This window comes from Vibrio renipiscarius (assembly GCF_000827885.1).
Lineage (GTDB): Bacteria > Pseudomonadota > Gammaproteobacteria > Enterobacterales > Vibrionaceae > Vibrio > Vibrio renipiscarius.
The window spans coordinates 241743-261823 of sequence record NZ_JTKH01000021.1 but is presented as its reverse complement, the minus strand read 5'-3'; the positions used below and the strand labels follow the sequence as shown (position 1 = coordinate 261823).

The following is a 20081-nucleotide window of genomic DNA, read 5'->3' as shown; positions in this document are numbered from 1 at the left end:
GAAGCGTGCGCGGGTCGCACGCTTTTTTTATATCGGTCAAAAACCGCTGCGACTTTATTTGTGTACGGTCTATAACGCCTGAGAGCCATTGTAGGCGCTTTGTTTATTCTAAGGGGCAGATGCGTAAGAGATTATCGCCGTGTGCTCATCTGTGCTAGTAGGCAGCGTTAGAGCTGTTCTAAGTTAAGCGGTAGGGGAAGTAAAGTTTGTGGTGGCGTTATGACTGCGAGAATGGGCCAGCCTTGATGAAGATTCAGTTATAGCGGGCGTTTAATTTTCTTTAGAGGATGACTCTGAGTGGCGGTACTGGAATGACAGACAAAAAAAAGCCTCATCCGAAGATGAGGCTTTCTAAAATGTGGCTCCCTTTGCAAGACTTGAACTTGCGACATACGGATTAACAGTCCGCCGTTCTACCGACTGAACTAAAAGGGAATCGGTTTTTATTTATGGTGCCGACTACCGGAGTCGAACTGGTGACCTACTGATTACAAGTCAGTTGCTCTACCTACTGAGCTAAGTCGGCACGTATTTTTTATTAACAAGCTAAAAAGCTTATCAATGCAATGTGGCTCCCTTTGCAAGACTTGAACTTGCGACATACGGATTAACAGTCCGCCGTTCTACCAACTGAACTAAAAGGGAATTGTACGTTAAAGAATAATGGTGCCGACTACCGGAGTCGAACTGGTGACCTACTGATTACAAGTCAGTTGCTCTACCTACTGAGCTAAGTCGGCGCACTATATTCTTTCATGTTGTTGTCGTTCAGACACCAACAAATAAACTGTGGTGCCCGGAGGCGGAATCGAACCACCGACACGAGGATTTTCAATCCTCTGCTCTACCGACTGAGCTATCCGGGCGACGAGGTGTATTAAACGGCTTTTCGCGTTTTAGGTCAACATTAAAATGCAAAAAAAATATCGTTTGCTGATTTTCTATACTTAATGGGGTGTTTTTAGTCATTTGTGCCCCTCAAAGGCACATTTAGCTGTGTATTCGTAGTAAAAAAATGGGGGGTTAATTTGTTTAAGGCCGAAAAAAAGCACGCATTAACGCGTGCTTTTGGTGGTTTAAGGTCGTAATTATGATTTAACAGTAAACTTGCTTACCCAATTTTCTAGTTCATTTGCAAGAGAAGTGAGGGTCTGAGTGCTGTTATGACTCTCGGTAACCACGTTACTGAGTTGGTTTCCGCTTTCTTCAATCATATTAATGCGCTTAGAAATATCATCACCGACTTGAGTTTGTTCCGCTGCTGCCGTGGCGATTTGGTGGCTCATTTGACTGATCGACTCCAGTGCAATCACGATTTGTTGCAGGGCTTCCGATGCATTTTGTGATTCGACAACCGTACTTTGGCTCGTTTCCGCACACACTTCCATGGTATGAATCGCATTTCGAGAGCCAGCTTGTAGGTTCGCGATCATTTGTTGGATTTCTTTGGTACTGGATTGCGTGCGTCCTGCTAAGTTACGCACTTCATCCGCAACAACGGCAAAACCTCGGCCTTGTTCGCCCGCACGTGCCGCTTCAATCGCGGCATTCAGTGCGAGTAAGTTGGTTTGCTCGGCAATATCCCCGATCACATCCAACACTTTAACGATATTGTTTACATCACTGTCTAGATCGGCCACCGCTTGGCTAGCCGTCCCCAGTTGAGTGGCTAAGCCTTGAATATTATCAACGGTATTATGGATCAGCGTTTGAGTGTGTTGGCTCTGCTTATCCGCTTCATCCGTGTTGCGCGCTGTGTCGCTGGCGGATTCAGCCACATTGGTCGCTGATGAGGCCATTTCGGTCATTGCAGTTGCAATCATTTCGGTAGATTGCTGTTGTGTTTCCGTCAGGCTGGAAATTGAGCCTGCGCGATCTTCAACATTGGCGAGTTCTTGGCGTAGAGCAATCATCGAAGCGTCAAGGTTGCTCACCAATTGCGCGAGCGACAAACTCATTTGCTGCACGGCTTCATAGATACTGCCTTTTGGTGCCGGTTGTTCGAATGAGGCTTGTATATCGCCTTGTGCGACAGCTTGTACTGCGTTGCGTACATCTTGAGGCTCGCCCCCCAATAACGCCAGCATCTTACGAATAGAGACAATCAGCACGCCCAAAATGCCTGATGCGACAGCGAAACAAAGCAGTAGCTGCCATTGAGCGGTAGACCAAAAGCGAGCGTTCACTTCATTAAAGCCAATACCGGTACCAACAACCCAGCCCCAATGAGGCGTTTTTTCGGCGATGGACAGTTTTTCTTCGATGGTGCCGTCTTCTAATCGCTGCGTCCAAGTGTATTCCACGATTTGATTGGTGGTATGGCCGAGCTCACGCTGAATTAACTGGCCCACACTGTTACCTGAACCGTCTCTAAAGTCATTAAAGCTGGTGCCGTGTAACTGAGGATCAAGTGGCGTTGCGACGAAAAACATATTTTCATCGGCTACGTAAACATATTCGTTGTCTTTGTAGATATTATTACGAAGTAGGCGAGTGGCGAGTGCTTTTGCTTCGTCTTCTTCTAATGCGCCTTCTACGGCCATCTGTTCGACTTCAGTCAAAATGCTGTATGCACTTTTAAAAAGTTCAGTGACGCGCGCTTTGTTATCCAGGTTGCTGGCAACACGTAGTGTCCATAAGCCCGTGACTGTCAGAGCCAATAGTGCCGTTAAAATGATGCCTGACAGAATGTAAGCTTGAGTTTTGAGTTTCATACGCCCTCGTAAAGTTACGTCGATAGAGATACGCCACATCACTAGATAGGTGTGACTTTATATGTTGTTTAATGTGATCACTGTTTGATGCCATGCCGTGTTTTGCAAAGACAGAAGAAACCGTCGGAATAAGCGAAGATTGACTTCTTACGACATCAAAATGATGACCGAAAGGGCATGGCGAAATCACATCAATGACCCCTCATTTGCATGAGGCGATGATATTGTTTAAAGCTATAGCGGCCAGAGATGCGATTTTTTTAGGATGGATGTGTATTTATACCAATCAACATAAGTCTTTAGCATTCTTGCGGGTTAAAATTGTTGATTGCGTGTTTTTACTTTTGTGGCATGTTTCGATTAACGTTCGGCTTAATCAATAGAGTGGTATTGAATGCGCTGACGTATTGGAGGAAAGGGAAGTGCTATGAATCAAAGGAACGCTTTTCTACAGACGAAAAAAAAACCGTATCTTGCGATACGGTTTTCTTAAAGTGGCTCCCCCTGCAAGACTTGAACTTGCGACATACGGATTAACAGTCCGCCGTTCTACCGACTGAACTAAGGGGGAATTATCTGTGTCATCTCTTGCGAGATAAGCACCAAATAATGGTGCCTCGAGGCGGAATCGAACCACCGACACGAGGATTTTCAATCCTCTGCTCTACCGACTGAGCTATCGAGGCAAAAGAATGGTGCCGACTACCGGAGTCGAACTGGTGACCTACTGATTACAAGTCAGTTGCTCTACCTACTGAGCTAAGTCGGCACACTAAATTCTTTGCTTACGTGTTGACGTCTAAGACACCAACAATCAAATTGTGGTGCCCGGAGGCGGAATCGAACCACCGACACGAGGATTTTCAATCCTCTGCTCTACCGACTGAGCTATCCGGGCAACGGAGCGTATTAAACGTATTTTCGGCCTCTACGTCAACGTGTTTTTTAAAAAAAATTAAAAAGAGTGGTTGTTTGCTCGGTTTTCGCTCAAAAGTCACAATTAAGTTTTGCCGGAGTTAAAATCCTTTTTGAATTTTGTAACTTTTTCTAGGTAGCGGCGAGCCTCAGCTTTGGGATGTTTATTGGTAAGCGCCCAAAAAACCTGATTTGGCTGCAAAGAATTGATGTCGTGCATCGCTTGTTTTCGATTACTACGGTTAAAAGTGTTCAAAACGCCACCAGTTCCACCGTTATAGGCTGAGATCATGGTGTACTCAAGTGTGAGTGGATGCTGTACATCTTTCAAATATCGATTTTTTAAGATGTAAAAATAAGCCGTTCCGGCATCAATGTTGTTTTCTGGATTGAACAGATATTCCGGACTTGGCTCACCAGAACGCTTTTTCACTAGCTTGAATACGTCGCGACCGGCGGTTTTGGGCACGACTTGCATCAAACCATAGGCGTTAGCCCAACTCACCGCATAAGGATTGAAGCTGCTTTCTGTTTTGATGATGGCGTAAATTAGGTCTTCCGGGATATCGTATTTTTGCGACGCACGACGCACGATGTCGGCGTATTGATAACTGCGGATCTCCACTTGGTTTTCTACCAGCGGAATTTCTACGTAGTAGGCCTTTTTAAAGTCGACATCTTTTACTTTTAGTTGGTTGGCAATCAAATAATCCGCAAAACGGCTCGCACGCCATGACCATTGAATTGCTTTATTGTCTTGGTCGACCACCTGCTGATAAAGAAAGGGTTGCCCTTCTAACGTGATGTCCTTTGATGAGAATAGATCGACGTTAGCAGGATCGTCAGGGGTCAGTAACGTCGTCATAATGGCATTTTTTAAATGCAGCTTAGGATCGGTCGGAGAAACGGTCTCAATGATGATCGTGCCTTTTTGAAAATCAACTTCCGAACGACTGAGATAATTATCGATGTATTTAACGTAGTTATTTTTACCCGCCACTTTAATTTCACGACTGCCCCAGCGCTTTTCAATATTGCCCGAAAAGCTGTTAATCAAGGCATCTAGAGCCGCAGTATCTTTTTGATACTGGCCAGGAAGTTGAGCGAGATTTTTAGCAAAACGGTTTGAGGGTTCGTAATTGACGTCGTAAAAGCTTTCGACAAATTCACGGCTACAGCCAACCAGCATCAGCGCGGTAAAAAAATAGGCGAGTTTTCTCATGAGTACCCTAACTACAAATACAAAAAATGACACCGCAGAGAGCTGGGGTGCCATTACACTTCTTTTGGCGTAACGTTATGCGCTTGGCGGTGTGTAGCCTTCAATATGCACGTCTTTACCTTCAAATAAGAAGTTAACCATTTCTGTTTCGAGCAGTTTGCGGTGCTCTGGGTCCATCATGTTCAATTTCTTCTCATTGATCAGCATGGTTTGTTTGTGTTGCCACTCTGACCATGCTTGCTTTGAAATATTGTCAAAAATTCTTTTGCCCAGATCGCCCGGGTAAAGTTGAAAATCAAGACCTTCAGCGTCTTGTTGTAGTCGAACGCAAAATACAGTGCGGCTCATAATAGATTCCTTTTAACTAACGAAGTTCATAAGGCAAGCTTTGCAGTAACTGTTTTACTGGTGCCGCTAGGCCAACTTCTTCCGGTTGAGATAAGTTATACCAAAGACCTTTGCTTGCTTCCATTATCACGTCAGGCTGTTTTGATAGATCCAGCAAAATAGGCGTAATATCGAGATGGTAATGACTAAAAGTATGACGAAAAGCGATTAAGGTTTGCTGACTCATTACGTGATCAACATTGATCTGGCGTTGATCCAATGGCTCTGCAATATCGGCGTGATCGTGTTGTGGAAAACAGAATAGGCCTCCCCAAATGCCGGATTGTGGTCGTTGTTCGAGCCACACTTGCCCGTTGCAGTGCAGCATGACAAACCACGTTTCTTTAACGGGTTTCTCTTTTTTCGGTTTTTTCCCGGGATAGTCGAGCGGGTTACCCTGTTTATTAGCAAGACATAAGGTTTCTATTGGACACAAGGTACACTTCGGTTTACTGCGGGTACAAACCATGGCGCCCATATCCATCATCGCCTGATTATACTTATCGGTGTCTTGTTTCGGAGTGTGCTGTTCCGCATATTGCCAAAGTTGATTTTCAACCATTTTTTGTCCTGGCCAACCTTCTACCGCAAAGCTTCTTGCTAAAGTACGCTTCACATTGCCATCTAAGATCGCATGCGGCTGTTTGTAGACGGAAGAGAGGATCGCGGCGGCGGTTGAGCGACCAATACCGGGTAGGGCGTTGAGCGCTTCGATATCGGTTGGAAATTCGCCGTGATAGTCGCTGGCGACGATCTGCGCTGCTTTATGCAGGTTACGTGCGCGTGCGTAGTACCCAAGCCCTGTCCACAGATGCAGGACTTCATCTTGTTCTGCATTGGCCAGATCAATCACGGTAGGAAAGCGCGCCAGAAAACGCTCAAAATAAGGAATGACGGTCGCAACTTGGGTTTGCTGCAGCATGATCTCCGACAGCCATACGCTGTAGGCGGTTTTGTTTTGTTGCCATGGTAGATTCTTTCTACCATAAGCGTCATACCACTTTAAAATGGCTTGGGCAAAAGGCGTCACGGCGTGCTCGATTCTTATTTATTCGATTATTGGACTAAAATTGCACCATAGATTATGGGTAAAGTACAACCAATAAAGTGTGTGGTTTTAGAGAGAAATGCTTGCACCAGTGACAATTCTTTGGATAATCACAGTCCCTTTGTATCGAGACCAATTTTTAAACAGGCAAAATCATGAGTGAAGTGACTACGAACGAATACAATGACGAAGGTAAGTTGATCCGCAGAATACGTAGCTTTGTGCGTCGTGAGGGTCGTCTGACTAAAGGTCAAGAAAGTGCAATGAAAGATTGCTGGCCGACGATGGGTATCGATTATCAAGATACGCAACTAAACTGGCAAGAAGTGTTCGGTAATGACAACCCTGTCGTATTGGAAATTGGTTTTGGTATGGGTGCGTCATTAGTTGAAATGGCAAAAAATGCACCTGAGAAAAACTTCTTCGGTATCGAAGTACACAGTCCTGGTGTGGGTGCATGTCTATCTGACGCTCGTGAAGCGGGCATTACTAACCTACGCGTTATGTGTCACGATGCGGTTGAAGTATTTGAAAACATGATCCCTGACAGCAGTCTAAGCACGCTGCAATTGTTCTTCCCTGACCCATGGCATAAAAAACGTCACCATAAGCGCCGTATCGTACAGCTTGATTTCGCTGAAATGGTACGCCAAAAGCTGCAATTGGAAGACGGTATTTTCCACATGGCGACGGACTGGGAAAACTACGCAGAGCACATGATTGAGATTATGAATCAAGCGCCAGGTTTTGCGAACATTGCAACTGACGGTGATTACATTCCTCGTCCAGACGAGCGTCCTCTGACGAAATTTGAAGCGCGCGGCCACCGTTTAGGCCATGGCGTTTGGGATATTAAATACAAACGCACTGCGTAATTTGTCTCTAATATCGCTCTATACCTAGCCATGTTAGGTGTAAAATATAGATAAAAAGCCAACATAATCATGTTGGCTTTTTTGACCGTAAAAATCCCCAAATTTTTGGGTTCATACAACAAGCATAAGCAGGTCATGATGAAACCAACCTATGAGATTCTGGCGGACATCTTGGAAGAAGTTCGTCCTTTAATAGGACAAGGGAAAGTCGCAGATTATATTCCAGCATTGGCGAAAGTGCCGAATACTAAGCTTGGGATCGCGGTTTATACCAACCAAGGTGAAGTGATTAAAGCGGGCGATGCCGATGAGGGGTTTTCGATTCAATCCATCTCCAAAGCGCTCAGTTTAACGCTCGCGATGTCTCTCTATAAGCCTGAAGAAATTTGGACTCGTGTTGGGAAAGAACCATCTGGCCAAGCGTTTAATTCAATGATTCAGCTTGAAATGGAGCAGGGGATTCCTCGAAATCCCTTCATCAATGCGGGCGCGATCATTGTGGCAGACATGCTCCATAGCCGCCTCTCTGCGCCTAGACAGCGTTTGTTGGATTTTGTGCGTCAGTTATCGGGTGAAAGCCATATCGTTTACGACAAGGTGGTCGCCGCCTCAGAAATGATGCATAGCGATAGAAATGCGGCAATTGCTTACCTGATGCGTGCATTTGGCAATTTTGAGAATGAAGTAATCCCCGTGCTGAACAATTATTTTCATGCCTGCGCGATGAAAATGAGTTGTGTGGATCTGGCCAAAACGTTTAGCTATTTAGCAAACAAAGGGGTGTCAGTGCAGACGGGCAAACAAATCATTACGCCGATGCAAACCAAGCAATTGAATGCATTGTTGGCGACGTGTGGTTTGTATGACGGTGCCGGTGAGTTCGCTTATCGCGTCGGTATGCCGGGTAAATCAGGCGTGGGTGGCGGTATTATTGCTATCGTACCTGGCGAAATGACGATTGCCGTTTGGTCACCGGAGTTGGATCCTTCGGGTAACTCACTTCCTGGCACGCAAGCGTTAGAGCTATTGTCTGAACGTATTGGGCGCTCGATTTTTTAACGAACATAATCGTTAGAGATTGTCATGAGAAAAAGGTTGGCGTGTGCCAACCTTTTTTTATTTTTAGAGCGATTGATGGGAGATCCGTTCGCTAATCTTCTTCTGCCATAAAGGCTTCTAACAAATCATTGAGGAATAATTTTCCTTTCTCTGTGATCTGCCAGTGCGTTTCCGTCTCTGATAGGTATTGCTGCTCTAGGGCCCAATCAATCGTGGTTTGAATCGAGCTTAGTGGTAGTCCGGTGGTGTCGATAAAGTCTTGTTTCGGGCAAGACTCAATTAAGCGGAAGCGGTTCATAAAGAACTCAAACGGTCGGTCTGCCATCGGCACTTCAAATTCATCACTCAAATAGGGTTTGACCATATTTTGGTGCGCCATCAAGTACCCACGGGGGTGTTTGATTTTGGTGGTGCGAATAATACGGCCATCACTAAAGCTCAATTTGCCATGCGATCCACAACCAATGCCAAGGTAATCACCAAAACGCCAATAGTTGAGGTTGTGCTGGCATTGATAATTCACTTTGCTGTAGCCAGAAATTTCATACTGAACGTAACCCGCTGCGGTGAGTTTTTGATGGCCACGCTCAAAGATATCCCACAGTTCATCATCATCAGGCAGGGTTGGCTGCTTGTAATAGAACATGGTGTTAGGCTCAATCGTTAACTGATACCAAGACAAGTGTGGGGGATTCAATGCAATGGCTTGATCCAAATCGGCTAGCGCCTGTTCGATGGTTTGATCGGGTAGGCCGTGCATAAGATCAAGGTTGAAGCTATTCAAACCAATGGTATGCGCTAAATGAGCGGCATTGAGCGCCTCTTGTTTGCCATGGATTCGCCCTAGGCTGACAAGCTTATCTTCGGCAAAGCTTTGTACACCAATTGAAATACGTGTGACGCCTGCTGCCTTGTAACCGACAAAGCGTTCTGCTTCGACGGTGCCAGGGTTGGCTTCCATGGTAATTTCAATATCGGGTTTAAATGGAATACGTTGCTCGACTCCTTTGAGCAAGCGTTCGATCCCTTGCGCAGAAATCAAACTTGGTGTGCCACCACCAATAAAAATCGAGTGCAATGGTCTTGGCGCAGCATTGAGTTGATATTTACTGATGTCGCGATCTAAATCTTCTAACAATGCATCGATGTAGTGATCTTCAGGGATCGTCTCTTTCAATGCGTGAGAGTTAAAATCGCAATAAGGACATTTTTGTACACACCATGGAATATGGATGTATAAGCTGAGTGCCGGTGGAATTAAGTGCATAAATTAGCGCTGCTCAGCTAAAGCAGCAAAGAGTTTTTGCAATGCTTTTGAACGGTGAGAAAGCTGTTTTTTACGCGTAGGCTCAAGCTGAGCGGAGGAGCAATGATCTTCCGGAACATAGAAAATTGGGTCGTAACCAAAGCCATTTTCGCCTTGCGCTTCGGTCAGAATACTGCCTTCCCATTTACCGTGACAAACGATAGGGGTTGGATCGGCAGCATGGCGCATAAATACGAGGACACAGTGAAAGCGAGCGGTGCGTTGGTCTTCAGGTGCGTCAGCCATTGCTTTGAGCAGCTTATCGATATTGTTTTGATCTGTCGCGCCATCACCGGCATAACGAGCAGAATAAATACCCGGCGCTCCTTGTAGGAAGTCGACTTCAAGACCCGAATCATCGGCAATCGCTGCAAGGCCTGTTTCAGCCGCGGCATGACGTGCTTTAATGATCGCATTTTCGATAAAAGTGGTGCCGGTTTCATCAGCATCAACGACATTCAATTCGCTTTGAGCAAATACGTCAAAACCAAAATCGGCCAACAGGTCAGCCATTTCACGTACCTTTCCTTGATTACCTGTCGCTAATACAATCTTGCTCATGCTTTGTCCTACCTACTCTTCAACATAAAATTTCTGGGTGAACTTTAAAGTGCCTTTGCCTTTATTGCCAGCATCGATATCGATATTAAAGCGAATATTTTCTTCTTCGCTGATAGCAAATTCAGCTAAATAGTATATCGCATCGGCTTCTTCTACTTTCCTAAAGTTTAGCTCGCGAGTTTGGCCAATTAAATTTTTTGCAGTGCCGGTTATTATAGCGCTGATGGCGGGCTTACCCAGTTGTGAACGGTCAAGCAAGCTGAGATTTAAAATCGCGCTGTAGCCACTGCGTTTCAGTTGGTAGCTGCGTGCGACTTGCGGGGTAAGAAAAGTGGAATTAAACGCCGAGTAATGCGCTTCGACATCTTTTATTGTGACGAATTGACCGGCGAAACTGGGTATTGAAAGGCTACTTGCAAGCAGTGCAAAGAGGTATTTTTTCATGGTGAGACTCCTGAGATAAAGAAAAAGCCATCATAAGATGGCTTCAATGTCAGCAGGGATTTGGCTTGGTGTGACGATACGGACTTGTTTATGCCGTCCGAGTTCGCCTTTTTCAATATTGACCAATCCCTTAGCCACTTTAAATTGTTTTGCCAAATATTTTGTTAAATGCGCATTGGCTTTGCCATCCACTGGCGGTGCGGTAATGGCGATTTTGATTTCTTCACCATGCAAACCGACGATCTTATCTCGATTTGCTTTAGGTTGAATATAAAGGCGCAGCACGATGTCTTCGCCTTCTTTCCAAACCGCAGCTGACACTATAACTGGTACCAGATAGGGCCGATGATATCGCCCATCAGGAAGTTCGCGAATTGCAGCACGATAAATAAAACCAGCACGCTGAGATCAAACCCGCCCATGTCAGGCAAAATACGACGGATAGGCGCAAGCATTGGCTCGGTTAATTGATGGAATACGTATTCAACTGGGCTACGACCTTGGCTTACCCAGCTTAGAATTGCGCGCAGTAATAATACCCAGAACAACAGGCCACCCGCCGCTTTCACGAGCGATAGTGCACCAAGGAACAGGAAGTCCGCACTGAATGCGACCGAACCATTGGACGCAACCAGAATTACCGCAACAAATTTGACCACACACAGCACGTAAGCAAATAGAACCGTTGAGAGATCAACACTGCCTATTGATGGGATGATACGGCGCAGAGGGCCGACAACAGGTTGAGTTGCTTTAACAATAAACTGTGAGAACGGGTTGTAAAAATCGGCGCGTGTCGCTTGTAGCCAAAGACGCAAAAGAACCACCATAATGTATAAATCAAACACGGTGGAAATTAAGAAACTGAGTGAACTCATAGGTTGCCCTTAAATCAATCGAGCCTTATTGGCTCTGCTTATTAAAATAATTTTTCCATTTCTTGAGCGCGAATAACGGCCGCTTGCATGGCTTTGGCTACGATATCCGATAAATGGTGTTCATTGAAAGTACGAATTGCTTCAGCGGTCGTGCCGCCTTTTGATGTCACTTGTTCACGCAACGTTGAAAGCTCAATTTGTGGATTCGCAATCACCATTTCTGCTGCGCCGAGTGCTGACTGTTGTACCAGAAGGCGGGCGGTGTCGTTATCAAAACCTTGTGCGATGGCTTCTGCTTGCATTGCTTCCATAAATAGGAAGAAATAGGCCGGAGCACTGCCTGCGGCGGCAATCACATTATTGATGCCTGACTCTTGTTCAACCCAACAGACTTTACCGACGGCGCCCATCAGGTCGGCCGCATATTGACGTTCTTGCGCTGAGACATTCTCAGGCGCGTAAAGCCCACTCATACCTTGGCTGACAAGTGCCGGTGTATTTGGCATCACACGAACTAGGATCAGTTCTGCTGCGAACATCGCATTCAAACGCTCGGCACTGATACCCGCCGCAATTGAAATGACCAATTTATGAGAGAAGTTAACGCGTTGCATGCCTTCGCCAACAAGTTCCATCAGTTGTGGTTTCACCGCGAGTACCACCACATCAGCTTGTTGCGCCGCAAGTGCGTTGTCAGCTTCGGTATTGATGCCATATTGGTTCGAAAGAAAATCACGTTGCTCTTGGTTGGGATCGGTCGCGGTAATTAAATGGGCAGGGTAGCCACTTGCTACGAGTCCAGCAATGATAGAGCGCGCCATGTTCCCTGCGCCAATAAAGGTGATTTTCTTATGTTCCATGATGACTTCCTAAATAGGTAATAGTTATGTGTTACTAATTGTTATTGATTAGGCTTTACTGGCGTAATCTCGTGCGCCAAAAATGGCGGTGCCAATACGTACCATGGTGCTACCTGCTTCAATCGCCGCTTCCATATCACCACTCATTCCCATTGAGAGAGTATCAAGGTTTAACTCTGGGTGACGCTCTGACAACGATTGTTTAAGTTCAGCCAGCTGTTTGAATGCGTGTAATTGTGACGCGTAATCGGGCACATCGGCCGGAATAGACATCAATCCTCTTAACGTGAGGTTTGGTAGAGTACAAATCAATGCTGCTAGCTCAAACACTTGATGTTCTTCAATGCCTGACTTGCTGCTTTCTCCACTGGTGTTGACTTGAATCAGCACTTGTAGCGGCGGCAATTGACTTGGGCGTTGATCGCTTAATCGTTGGGCGATCTTTGCGCGATCTACGGTATGAACCCAATCGAAGTGCTCCGCAACAGGGCGTGTTTTATTGGATTGAATCGGGCCAATAAAGTGCCATTCAAGCGCCAAATTCGAATGATGCTCGGAAAAGTAGCTGACTTTATCGACACCTTCTTGCACGTAATTTTCACCAAACTGAATTTGTCCTGCTAATGCAGCATCAAGGATAGCTTGATTCGGTTTGGTTTTACTTACGGCGAGAAGTTGCACGGACTCTTGAACACGGCCACATTTTTGCTGTGCATTAGAGATCTGTGAGGTGATCTGTTCAATGTTTTGTTGAATACTACTCATAGCTTACTTTTTTAAGGAATTTTAATGGATATCGCTGAGTTACTGGATTTTAGTGTAAAACATAATGCATCAGATCTACATCTTTCTGCGGGTGTTTCTCCGATGGTGCGTATTGATGGTGAAGTTCGCAAGCTAGGAATCCCAGCTTTTAGCCATTCTGACGTGCATCGGTTAATTTTTGAAATCATGAATGATGCTCAGCGTAGCGAATTTGAAGAGCACTTAGAAGTCGATTTTTCATTTGAACTGCCAGACATTGGCCGTTTTCGTGTGAATGCGTTTAATCAGTCTCGTGGCAGCGCGGCAGTGTTTCGTACTATCCCATCCAAGATTCCTACTCTAGAAGAGCTGGATACACCGCCTATTTTTGAAAAAATCGCCAACTTGGAAAAAGGGTTGATTTTGATTACTGGGCCGACGGGGTCGGGTAAGTCTACGACCTTGGCTGCAATGGTGGATTACATAAACCGTCATCATAATAAGCATATATTGACGATTGAAGACCCGATTGAATTTGTCCATACCAATCAGAAGTGCTTGGTCAATCAGCGTGAAGTTCACCGCGATACGCACAGCTTTAAAGCGGCGCTGCGCAGTGCGCTGCGTGAAGATCCAGATGTAATTTTGGTGGGTGAATTGCGTGACCAAGAAACGATCAGTCTTGCTTTGACCGCGGCAGAAACGGGGCACTTGGTTTTTGCCACCTTGCATACCAGTTCGGCGGCCAAAACGATTGACCGTATTATTGATGTCTTTCCTGGTAGCGATAAAGACATGGTCCGTTCGATGTTGTCTGAATCTCTTCGCTCGGTTATCGCGCAGAAATTGTTGAAACGCATTGGTGGTGGTCGCGTCGCGTGTCATGAAATTATGATGGCAACGCCTGCGATTCGTAACTTGATCCGTGAAGATAAAGTCGCACAAATGTATTCGGTGATTCAAACCGGTGCCTCGCAAGGCATGCAAACCATGGAGCAAAATGCTAAGCAGTTGCTTATTAGGGGCTTAGTTGAACCGAGTGAGGTTGAGCAAAAAATTGGGTCGATGGCATTCTAAAGTAGGGATTTTAAACTATGCAAACAGAGCAGATGGATAAGTTCTTATTCGAAATGAATGCGAAAAAAGCGTCGGATTTGTACATTACCGTGGGGGCTCCGGTCCTCTACCGTGTCGACGGAGAAATGCGGGCTCACGGTGAAGCTCTGACAGAGCAAAGTGTTATCGCCTTGCTTGAAACGATCATGGATGCTGAGCGTCAAAAAGATTTCAAGCAGAGTCGAGAGGCGAACTTTGCTGTCGTGAAGGATTATGGCCGCTTTCGTGTCTCGGCATTTTTTCAGCGAGAATTACCCGGAGCGGTTATTCGACGTATTGAGACGACGATCCCTACGTTTTCAGAGTTGAATTTGCCGGGCATCTTGCAAAATTTGTCCATTGCGAAACGAGGACTGGTATTGGTTGTCGGTGCGACAGGGTCCGGTAAATCGACCACCATGGCGGCGATGACGGGGTATCGAAATAATCACCGTTCTGGCCATATTCTAACGGTGGAAGACCCGATTGAATTTGTTCATCAACATCAACGTTGCATTGTGACTCAACGTGAAGTTGGGCTGGACACGGAAAGTTATGAAGTGGCATTGAAAAACTCATTACGCCAAGCGCCAGATATGATTTTGATTGGGGAAATTCGCAGCCGTGAAACAATGGAATACGCGATGGCCTTTGCTGAAACGGGGCATTTATGTATGGCGACATTGCATGCTAATAACGCCAACCAAGCGCTAGAGCGTATTTTGCATTTGGTGCCTAAAGAGAAGAAAGAGCAGTTCTTATTTGATTTATCGATGAACTTAAAAGGGATTGTTGGCCAGCAACTATTACGAGATAAAAATGGTCAAGGTCGCCATGGTGTTTTTGAGGTTTTGCTTAACAGTCCTCGAGTGGCCGATTTGATTCGTCGTGGGGAATTACATGAGATCAAAGCGGCGATGGCAAAATCTCAACAAGTGGGCATGCAAACGTTTGACCAGTCGTTATTTCAGCTGGTGGTTGAAGGTAAAATTAATGAAGAAGATGCTTTGCACAGTGCTGATTCTGCCAATGATTTGCGCATTATGCTGAAAACGCAGCGCGGTGATCACTATGCGAATCGTTCGTTAGCTGACGTTAAAATTGATATGAATTAAGCGATTGAGAACGAATTGTGTCGAAGAAAAAGAAAACCGAGCCTTGGCTCGGTTTTTTGTTTTTTGCCGGTATTAATGTTCGAAAAGTTCTTGATGCAGTTTTTGAATCGCTTGACGCGAGACGGACTCATGCAGCAAAAAGCATAAATTGTGCGGGCTTGCGCCGTAGCAAATCATGCGTAAATTAAAATCTTCCAGCGTGCCAAAGACTTGTTTGGCGTAGCCACGGCTCTCACTCATGTTGTTACCAATCAGAGCAACGAGGCACAGGTTATGCTCTATCTCCACAGTGCATAGCGCTTCTAATTCTTTACGCGCTTCTGCGGGTAGTTGTGGGGCGCCCCCTGATGTGCCTGTTTGATCTAATGTGAGTGACACGCTGATCTCTGAGGTCGTGATGAGATCAACCGACACTTTGTGCTTGGCTAAAATTTCAAATACTTTGGCGAGGAAGCCATAAGCATGGAACATGTTTGCACTGTGCAGTGTCACCATCGTTTGATTACAGCGCAATGCCAATGCTCGGAACAGTGGTGAGCTTTGTACTTGATGACGAATCCAAGTACCGCCTTTCTCCGGTTCTTTTGATGAGCCGACAAAGACTGGAATATCATGACGCAGCGCAGGAACCAAGGTCGATGGGTGCAAAATCTTCGCACCGAAGTTGGCCATTTCTGAGGCTTCGCTAAAGCTAATTTCAGGGATAGGTGACGCTTTTTCGGCAATGCGAGGGTCGGTGGTGTAAATGCCGGGAACATCGGTCCAAATTTCAAGACCTTCTGCTTTCACTGCTTCTGCAATGAGCGCGGCACTGTAGTCACTGCCACCACGGCCAAGAGTTGTCGTGTTGTCTTGTGCATCTGAGCCGATAAAACCTTGCGTTATTACCACAGAGTCTTGGCATAACGGCATGAGATGCTGCTGCGCTAATTTTGCCGTTTCTTCAACGTCTGGTTCCGCTTGGCCAAACGTATTATCGGTACGCAAAACCTGGCGAATATCAAAGCGGACCGCATTGATACCGCGTTCTCTCATCAGTTGTGCGAGCAGGTGAGTCGACATCAGTTCGCCACACGCGACTAGGTGGTCGGTTAATTTATCGGTGGCTTGGATTGAGGCGGCTTCAGCGAGGTTTGCTACGGTATCGAGAATTGCGTGAATGTTTTTTGAAGTCTCAGCTGAGTCTTTCAGCTGAGTCAGTATCGCTTCATGAATGTCTGCGATATGGATCAAGATTTGATTTCTTGCTTGTTGTTCTGGCACTCCGTTTGCCAGTTCAACCAATAGGTTAGTGACTCCAGAGCAGGCGCTGCTAACCACTAAACGCGTACTCGGATTGTTTTCGATGATGGTCGCACAACGACTCATTGCTTCAAAGTTTGCGACACTAGTACCGCCAAATTTGGCGACATTAAAAGAGCTCACAGTATATCTCCCACGACTTCCTAAATTGTTGTTGGTGTTCCAACGTCCGATGTTTTTGTGTTTGAAAATTCAAACGAGAAGAGAGTTTTAGAGCGGAATAAAGAGGCAAGTTTTTGTGGTTCAACGTTTACCTCAGAAGCGCTTCATCAGATGCTACTGATGACAATTGATGAGAATCAACTCAAGTCAACCGACTGCTCTAATCCAACAAATTAGCGCAATCTCGGCACTGCTCTCCCTTCAACGCATCGTATTGGAGTTGTGGCTCCACAATGCATCTACCTAGGCAGTGCTCCTCTTCTGTGACTAAATATTGAACGTTTTTATGTGATCAAAGTCAATGAATAATTTACATATATAACAAAAATGGAGCGAACTAGACTTATGGCCAATTGTTGTTTTTGAGGCGTTGCTCTATGGTAAATAAGGCTTGAATAACCATGACCTACCGCTAGGAGTGATGATGACTATAACCCGTTTTATGCCCCCACATCGAATACTGATGGGGCCTGGACCTTCTGATATTTCACCTCAAGTTTTACAAGCATTGAGCCGCCCAACCATCGGCCATTTAGACCCTCTTTTTATCGGCATGATGGATGAGCTAAAGCAACTCTTAAAATATGCATTTCAAACCGAGAATGAATTTACGATCGCTCTTTCTGCTCCTGGAAGTGCAGGGATGGAGGCGTGTTTTGTCAATCTAATCGAAGCTGGGGATAAAGTGATCGTTTGCCGAAATGGCGTTTTTGGCGAGCGTATGCGAGAAAATGTTGTGCGTGCTGGTGGGCAAGCGATCACGGTGGATGATGAATGGGGATCTCCGGTCTCTGTTGCGAAGGTCAAGCAAGCATTGATTGATCATCCTGAGGTGAAAATAGTGGCCTTTGTGCATGCAGAAACATCAACGGGGGCACTGTCAGATGCTCAAGCCATTGGTACTCTTGCGAAGGAATACGGCGCATTAACCATTGTGGATGCGGTGACATCATTGGGCGGTGTACCACTCAAAGTGGATGAATGGCAGTTGGATGCGGTTTATTCGGGCAGTCAGAAGTGTTTGTCTTGTACGCCTGGGCTTGCTCCATTAACTTTTTCGGCCAAAGCAATAGAAAAAATACAGAATCGACGTACGCCCGTACAAAGTTGGTTTCTTGATCAAAGCTTGGTACTTGGTTATTGGAGTGGCGAGGGGAAACGCAGCTATCACCATACCGCACCGGTAAATAGCTTATATGCATTGCATGAAGCCTTGCTCATGTTGCATCAAGAAGGATTAGAAAATGCTTGGTATCGTCATCAACAAATGCATGAAAAATTAAAAACAGGCTTAGAAAAATTGGGTTTCACCTTTGTTGTAGATCAGGCTTATCGTTTACCTCAATTGAACGCGATTTATGTGCCGGAAGGCATCGATGAGGCGAACGTACGACGTCATTTGTTAGAGACTTATAACTTAGAAATTGGTGCTGGTTTAGGTGTGTTAGCAGGAAAGGCGTGGCGCATTGGCTTGATGGGATATGGGGCTAGGCAAGAAAACGTCGCTTTGTGTTTACGGGCATTAGAAGAGTCAATGATTGAGTAATCAAGGTTGATTGAAACCGATTTTCTTAAGTGAAGAGAGTAAAAGAGCGGCCATTGCGGCCGCTCTTTTCTATTGTGCTGCGGAAGGTTTTAACGCATCAATATCTGGTGCAATATACTGCACTTTATCAAAGTCTATTTTGGGAAAGAGGAACTTCGCTTCACTGCGAATTTGTTCGGCTTTTTGTGCCTCTCCCATGCCTTGGTAAGCCAGAATGAGATTGTTATAAAACGCAGGTCGTGGCTTGTGTTTGATGATGTCCAATGACCAATCGATATAGGGTTGAATGTATTGTGGATCTTGTGTCATCAGCCCCACATTTAGATAGGTATTGTACACATCCCAATCATAGCGATCCTTCCAAACGACCGGGTTCGTCACTTGCTTGAGAATGTCCGGATCCTGCGGTTTAGAAAGTTCAAACTTGGTCAAAACGTAGTTTGTATGCAGTGAACTTAACATGTAAGCCGTCACGAGAATCGGAGTGACCAAGCTTAATACTCTAAGCAATGTTTGGCTTAGGCGACTTAATGAAGCAATACGATACGAGTTGGCTCGCTGATCAACCCAGTACAGCAAAACAATAAAGGTGATCCAATGGATGATCGAGTGATAGAAAGGGTATTCAAGTTGGCTATGTAAGACGATAGGCACAAACAGTGCAAACATTGCCAGTCGAGTGCCCTTTTTGGTTTGATAGATTCGAATCAGAACAAATAATGCGGCTAATGCAATGCCTAAAACCGGTAGCAACCCACCTTCTACTGCCCAGTAAAGTACTTCGTTATGTGGGTGATCCATTGATGGTAAACCCACATGGTAATCGGCATTGAGCTGATGCTGTCTTGCCGTATACAACATATAGTCAGACTCGAAATCGCCATACCCGTATCCGGTAAAAGGTTTCTCAACAAACATGTCTAAGGTTTGAGGAAAGGTATAACCTCGTGGGCTTTCAAGGTTCGCTTTTGCGGCAATGACATATTGGCCGTTAGGATTGAATACCGATGGCGCGGAAAAACCGATGATGACGCCCGCAAAAGCAGACAAGCACCAACCGATAATACGTTTGCGTGTCGCAAAGCGATAAAGGTAGGGAATGACCAGTAGAACCGCAATAATGGCCGCCAACCAGCCCGTTCGTGATGCAATCACAATGAGCAAAGGAATCGTGAGAGCCGGCATTATGTAGAGCAAGCTCACATCGCTCAATTTATGTTGGTATTTTGTCGGCTGACGAGCCAGAAGATAGCCAGAAATGACTAGGCCTGTGGCCAAAAAACTCGCCATGACATTCACTTGCTGAAATATTCCGTATGGGCGATTTGACTGGGTGTTATAACCCATAAAATTACCGGGCTGTAACACGGTATATTGCACCCAACCTAGTACGGCTTGCATCGCTACCGCGATGACAATAAACCATAAAAGGCGTTGTTTTTGACGGTTGCTAAAGCGGAATTGTTGCAGGACAACAAATAAGGAAAAACCAAACCATAGGCCAGTTAATCGATTCATCACTAATAAAAACTCCGCATCAGGGTAGAGAGCGGGAGCGGTTAACATTAGGCATGAAATAAATAAGACAATGGTGAGTTTGTTGTAGCGAATTTTACCTTCCGTGCCGATTTGATATAGACCAATGGCAATACTGGCGGCAAAAGCGATCCAAGTGGTGGCATTGAAGGAAAGTGCTAAACCTGAACCGCCAGGGTTCGGCATGAAAAAATGCATGGCGACGATGAAAATAAGCCCGATAGAAATAAGAAAAGGGCGAATCAAAGGTAGCCGAGGAGGCTGATATTCTAACTGAGTACCAGTCACATGTAGGGTTGCCATAATGCAGGA

At 45.6% G+C, this 20081-nt stretch carries 18 protein-coding genes, 9 tRNA genes and 1 riboswitch; of the genes, 5 read left to right on the top strand and 22 right to left on the bottom strand.

Going from position 1 to position 20081, the window contains the following annotated elements:
• Window positions 1-359 precede the first annotated feature (359 nt).
• From OJ16_RS12230 to mutY, 13 genes are all read right to left on the bottom strand, one after another.
• Window positions 360-435 (bottom strand) — tRNA-Asn (locus OJ16_RS12230).
• Window positions 436-450: 15 nt separating this feature from the next.
• A tRNA-Thr gene (locus tag OJ16_RS12225) sits at window positions 451-526 on the bottom strand.
• Window positions 527-569: 43 nt separating this feature from the next.
• Window positions 570-645 (bottom strand) — tRNA-Asn (locus tag OJ16_RS12220).
• Window positions 646-664: 19 nt separating this feature from the next.
• Window positions 665-740, bottom strand: a tRNA-Thr gene (locus OJ16_RS12215).
• Window positions 741-790: 50 nt separating this feature from the next.
• Window positions 791-866, bottom strand: a tRNA-Phe gene (locus tag OJ16_RS12210).
• A 222-nt stretch (window positions 867-1088) separates the two neighbouring features.
• Complete coding sequence (locus tag OJ16_RS12205) at window positions 1089-2714, bottom strand: methyl-accepting chemotaxis protein (RefSeq protein ID WP_040991024.1); 1626 nt, start codon at window positions 2712-2714, stop codon at window positions 1089-1091.
• Window positions 2715-3209: 495 nt separating this feature from the next.
• Window positions 3210-3285 (bottom strand) — tRNA-Asn (locus tag OJ16_RS12200).
• Window positions 3286-3324: 39 nt separating this feature from the next.
• Window positions 3325-3400: transfer RNA gene (locus OJ16_RS12195), tRNA-Phe, on the bottom strand.
• 7 nt (window positions 3401-3407) lie between these two features.
• Window positions 3408-3483: transfer RNA gene (locus OJ16_RS12190), tRNA-Thr, on the bottom strand.
• A 53-nt stretch (window positions 3484-3536) separates the two neighbouring features.
• Window positions 3537-3612 (bottom strand) — tRNA-Phe (locus tag OJ16_RS12185).
• A 102-nt stretch (window positions 3613-3714) separates the two neighbouring features.
• Entirely contained in the window at window positions 3715-4851 is a 1137-nt protein-coding gene (gene mltC / locus OJ16_RS12180; protein WP_040991095.1) for a membrane-bound lytic murein transglycosylase MltC, read from the bottom strand.
• 75 nt (window positions 4852-4926) lie between these two features.
• Window positions 4927-5199 (bottom strand): oxidative damage protection protein, encoded by a 273-nt coding sequence (locus OJ16_RS12175; protein WP_040991022.1) that lies wholly within the window; start codon window positions 5197-5199, stop codon window positions 4927-4929.
• Window positions 5200-5215: 16 nt separating this feature from the next.
• Complete coding sequence (gene mutY, locus OJ16_RS12170) at window positions 5216-6268, bottom strand: A/G-specific adenine glycosylase (protein WP_040991020.1); 1053 nt, start codon at window positions 6266-6268, stop codon at window positions 5216-5218.
• Window positions 6269-6441: 173 nt separating this feature from the next.
• Between mutY and trmB the strand changes: the two genes are divergently transcribed.
• Together trmB and glsB are read left to right on the top strand one after the other, a co-directional pair.
• Window positions 6442-7161: a tRNA (guanosine(46)-N7)-methyltransferase TrmB gene (trmB, locus tag OJ16_RS12165; RefSeq protein ID WP_040991018.1), complete on the top strand. Its 720-nt coding sequence runs from the start codon at window positions 6442-6444 to the stop codon at window positions 7159-7161.
• A 138-nt stretch (window positions 7162-7299) separates the two neighbouring features.
• Window positions 7300-8220 carry a glutaminase B gene (gene glsB / locus OJ16_RS12160; RefSeq protein ID WP_040991093.1) on the top strand — a complete coding sequence of 307 codons (921 nt, stop codon included), beginning with the start codon at window positions 7300-7302 and terminating at the stop codon, window positions 8218-8220.
• Between the two features lie 91 nt (window positions 8221-8311).
• On the opposite strand, the gene hemW is transcribed toward glsB, so the two are convergent.
• The 7 genes from hemW to OJ16_RS12125 are packed head-to-tail and all read right to left on the bottom strand — an operon-like array spanning window position 8312 to window position 13034.
• The gene (hemW, locus tag OJ16_RS12155; RefSeq protein ID WP_040991016.1) at window positions 8312-9487 is read right to left on the bottom strand and encodes a radical SAM family heme chaperone HemW; all 1176 of its coding nucleotides are present in this window, start codon (window positions 9485-9487) and stop codon (window positions 8312-8314) included.
• A 3-nt stretch (window positions 9488-9490) separates the two neighbouring features.
• Entirely contained in the window at window positions 9491-10087 is a 597-nt protein-coding gene (locus tag OJ16_RS12150; RefSeq protein ID WP_040991014.1) for an XTP/dITP diphosphatase, read from the bottom strand.
• A 12-nt stretch (window positions 10088-10099) separates the two neighbouring features.
• On the bottom strand, window positions 10100-10531 hold the full coding sequence (locus OJ16_RS12145; protein ID WP_040991012.1) for a DUF4426 domain-containing protein: 432 nt from the start codon (window positions 10529-10531) through the stop codon (window positions 10100-10102).
• 30 nt (window positions 10532-10561) lie between these two features.
• On the bottom strand, window positions 10562-10852 hold the full coding sequence (yggU, locus tag OJ16_RS12140) for a DUF167 family protein YggU (protein ID WP_040991010.1): 291 nt from the start codon (window positions 10850-10852) through the stop codon (window positions 10562-10564).
• A complete protein-coding gene (locus OJ16_RS12135; RefSeq protein ID WP_040991009.1) occupies window positions 10852-11409 on the bottom strand; it encodes a YggT family protein in 558 nt (185 codons plus the stop codon). Before OJ16_RS12135 ends, yggU begins: the two co-directional genes overlap by 1 nt.
• Before the next feature lie 41 nt (window positions 11410-11450).
• Window positions 11451-12269, bottom strand: coding sequence for a pyrroline-5-carboxylate reductase (gene proC / locus OJ16_RS12130; RefSeq protein WP_040991007.1), 819 nt, complete (start codon window positions 12267-12269; stop codon window positions 11451-11453).
• Window positions 12270-12317: 48 nt separating this feature from the next.
• A complete protein-coding gene (locus OJ16_RS12125) occupies window positions 12318-13034 on the bottom strand; it encodes a YggS family pyridoxal phosphate-dependent enzyme (protein ID WP_040991005.1) in 717 nt (238 codons plus the stop codon).
• Window positions 13035-13058: 24 nt separating this feature from the next.
• Between OJ16_RS12125 and OJ16_RS12120 the strand changes: the two genes are divergently transcribed.
• Both OJ16_RS12120 and OJ16_RS12115 read left to right on the top strand, forming a co-directional pair.
• A complete protein-coding gene (locus OJ16_RS12120) occupies window positions 13059-14090 on the top strand; it encodes a type IV pilus twitching motility protein PilT (protein ID WP_040991003.1) in 1032 nt (343 codons plus the stop codon).
• 17 nt (window positions 14091-14107) lie between these two features.
• Complete coding sequence (locus OJ16_RS12115) at window positions 14108-15223, top strand: PilT/PilU family type 4a pilus ATPase (protein ID WP_173425001.1); 1116 nt, start codon at window positions 14108-14110, stop codon at window positions 15221-15223.
• Window positions 15224-15295: 72 nt separating this feature from the next.
• Here OJ16_RS12115 and lysC read toward each other — a convergent pair whose 3' ends face one another.
• On the bottom strand, window positions 15296-16648 hold the full coding sequence (lysC, locus tag OJ16_RS12110) for a lysine-sensitive aspartokinase 3 (RefSeq protein ID WP_040991001.1): 1353 nt from the start codon (window positions 16646-16648) through the stop codon (window positions 15296-15298).
• Between the two features lie 128 nt (window positions 16649-16776).
• Window positions 16777-16956, bottom strand: a riboswitch (Lysine riboswitch).
• Between the two features lie 155 nt (window positions 16957-17111).
• Here lysC and OJ16_RS12105 point away from each other — a divergent pair.
• A complete protein-coding gene (locus OJ16_RS12105; protein ID WP_040990999.1) occupies window positions 17112-18233 on the top strand; it encodes a pyridoxal-phosphate-dependent aminotransferase family protein in 1122 nt (373 codons plus the stop codon).
• Between the two features lie 69 nt (window positions 18234-18302).
• Here the strand turns inward: OJ16_RS12105 and OJ16_RS12100 are convergent, their stop codons facing one another.
• Window positions 18303-20072, bottom strand: coding sequence for a PglL family O-oligosaccharyltransferase (locus tag OJ16_RS12100; RefSeq protein WP_040990996.1), 1770 nt, complete (start codon window positions 20070-20072; stop codon window positions 18303-18305).
• Window positions 20073-20081: the final 9 nt, after the last annotated feature.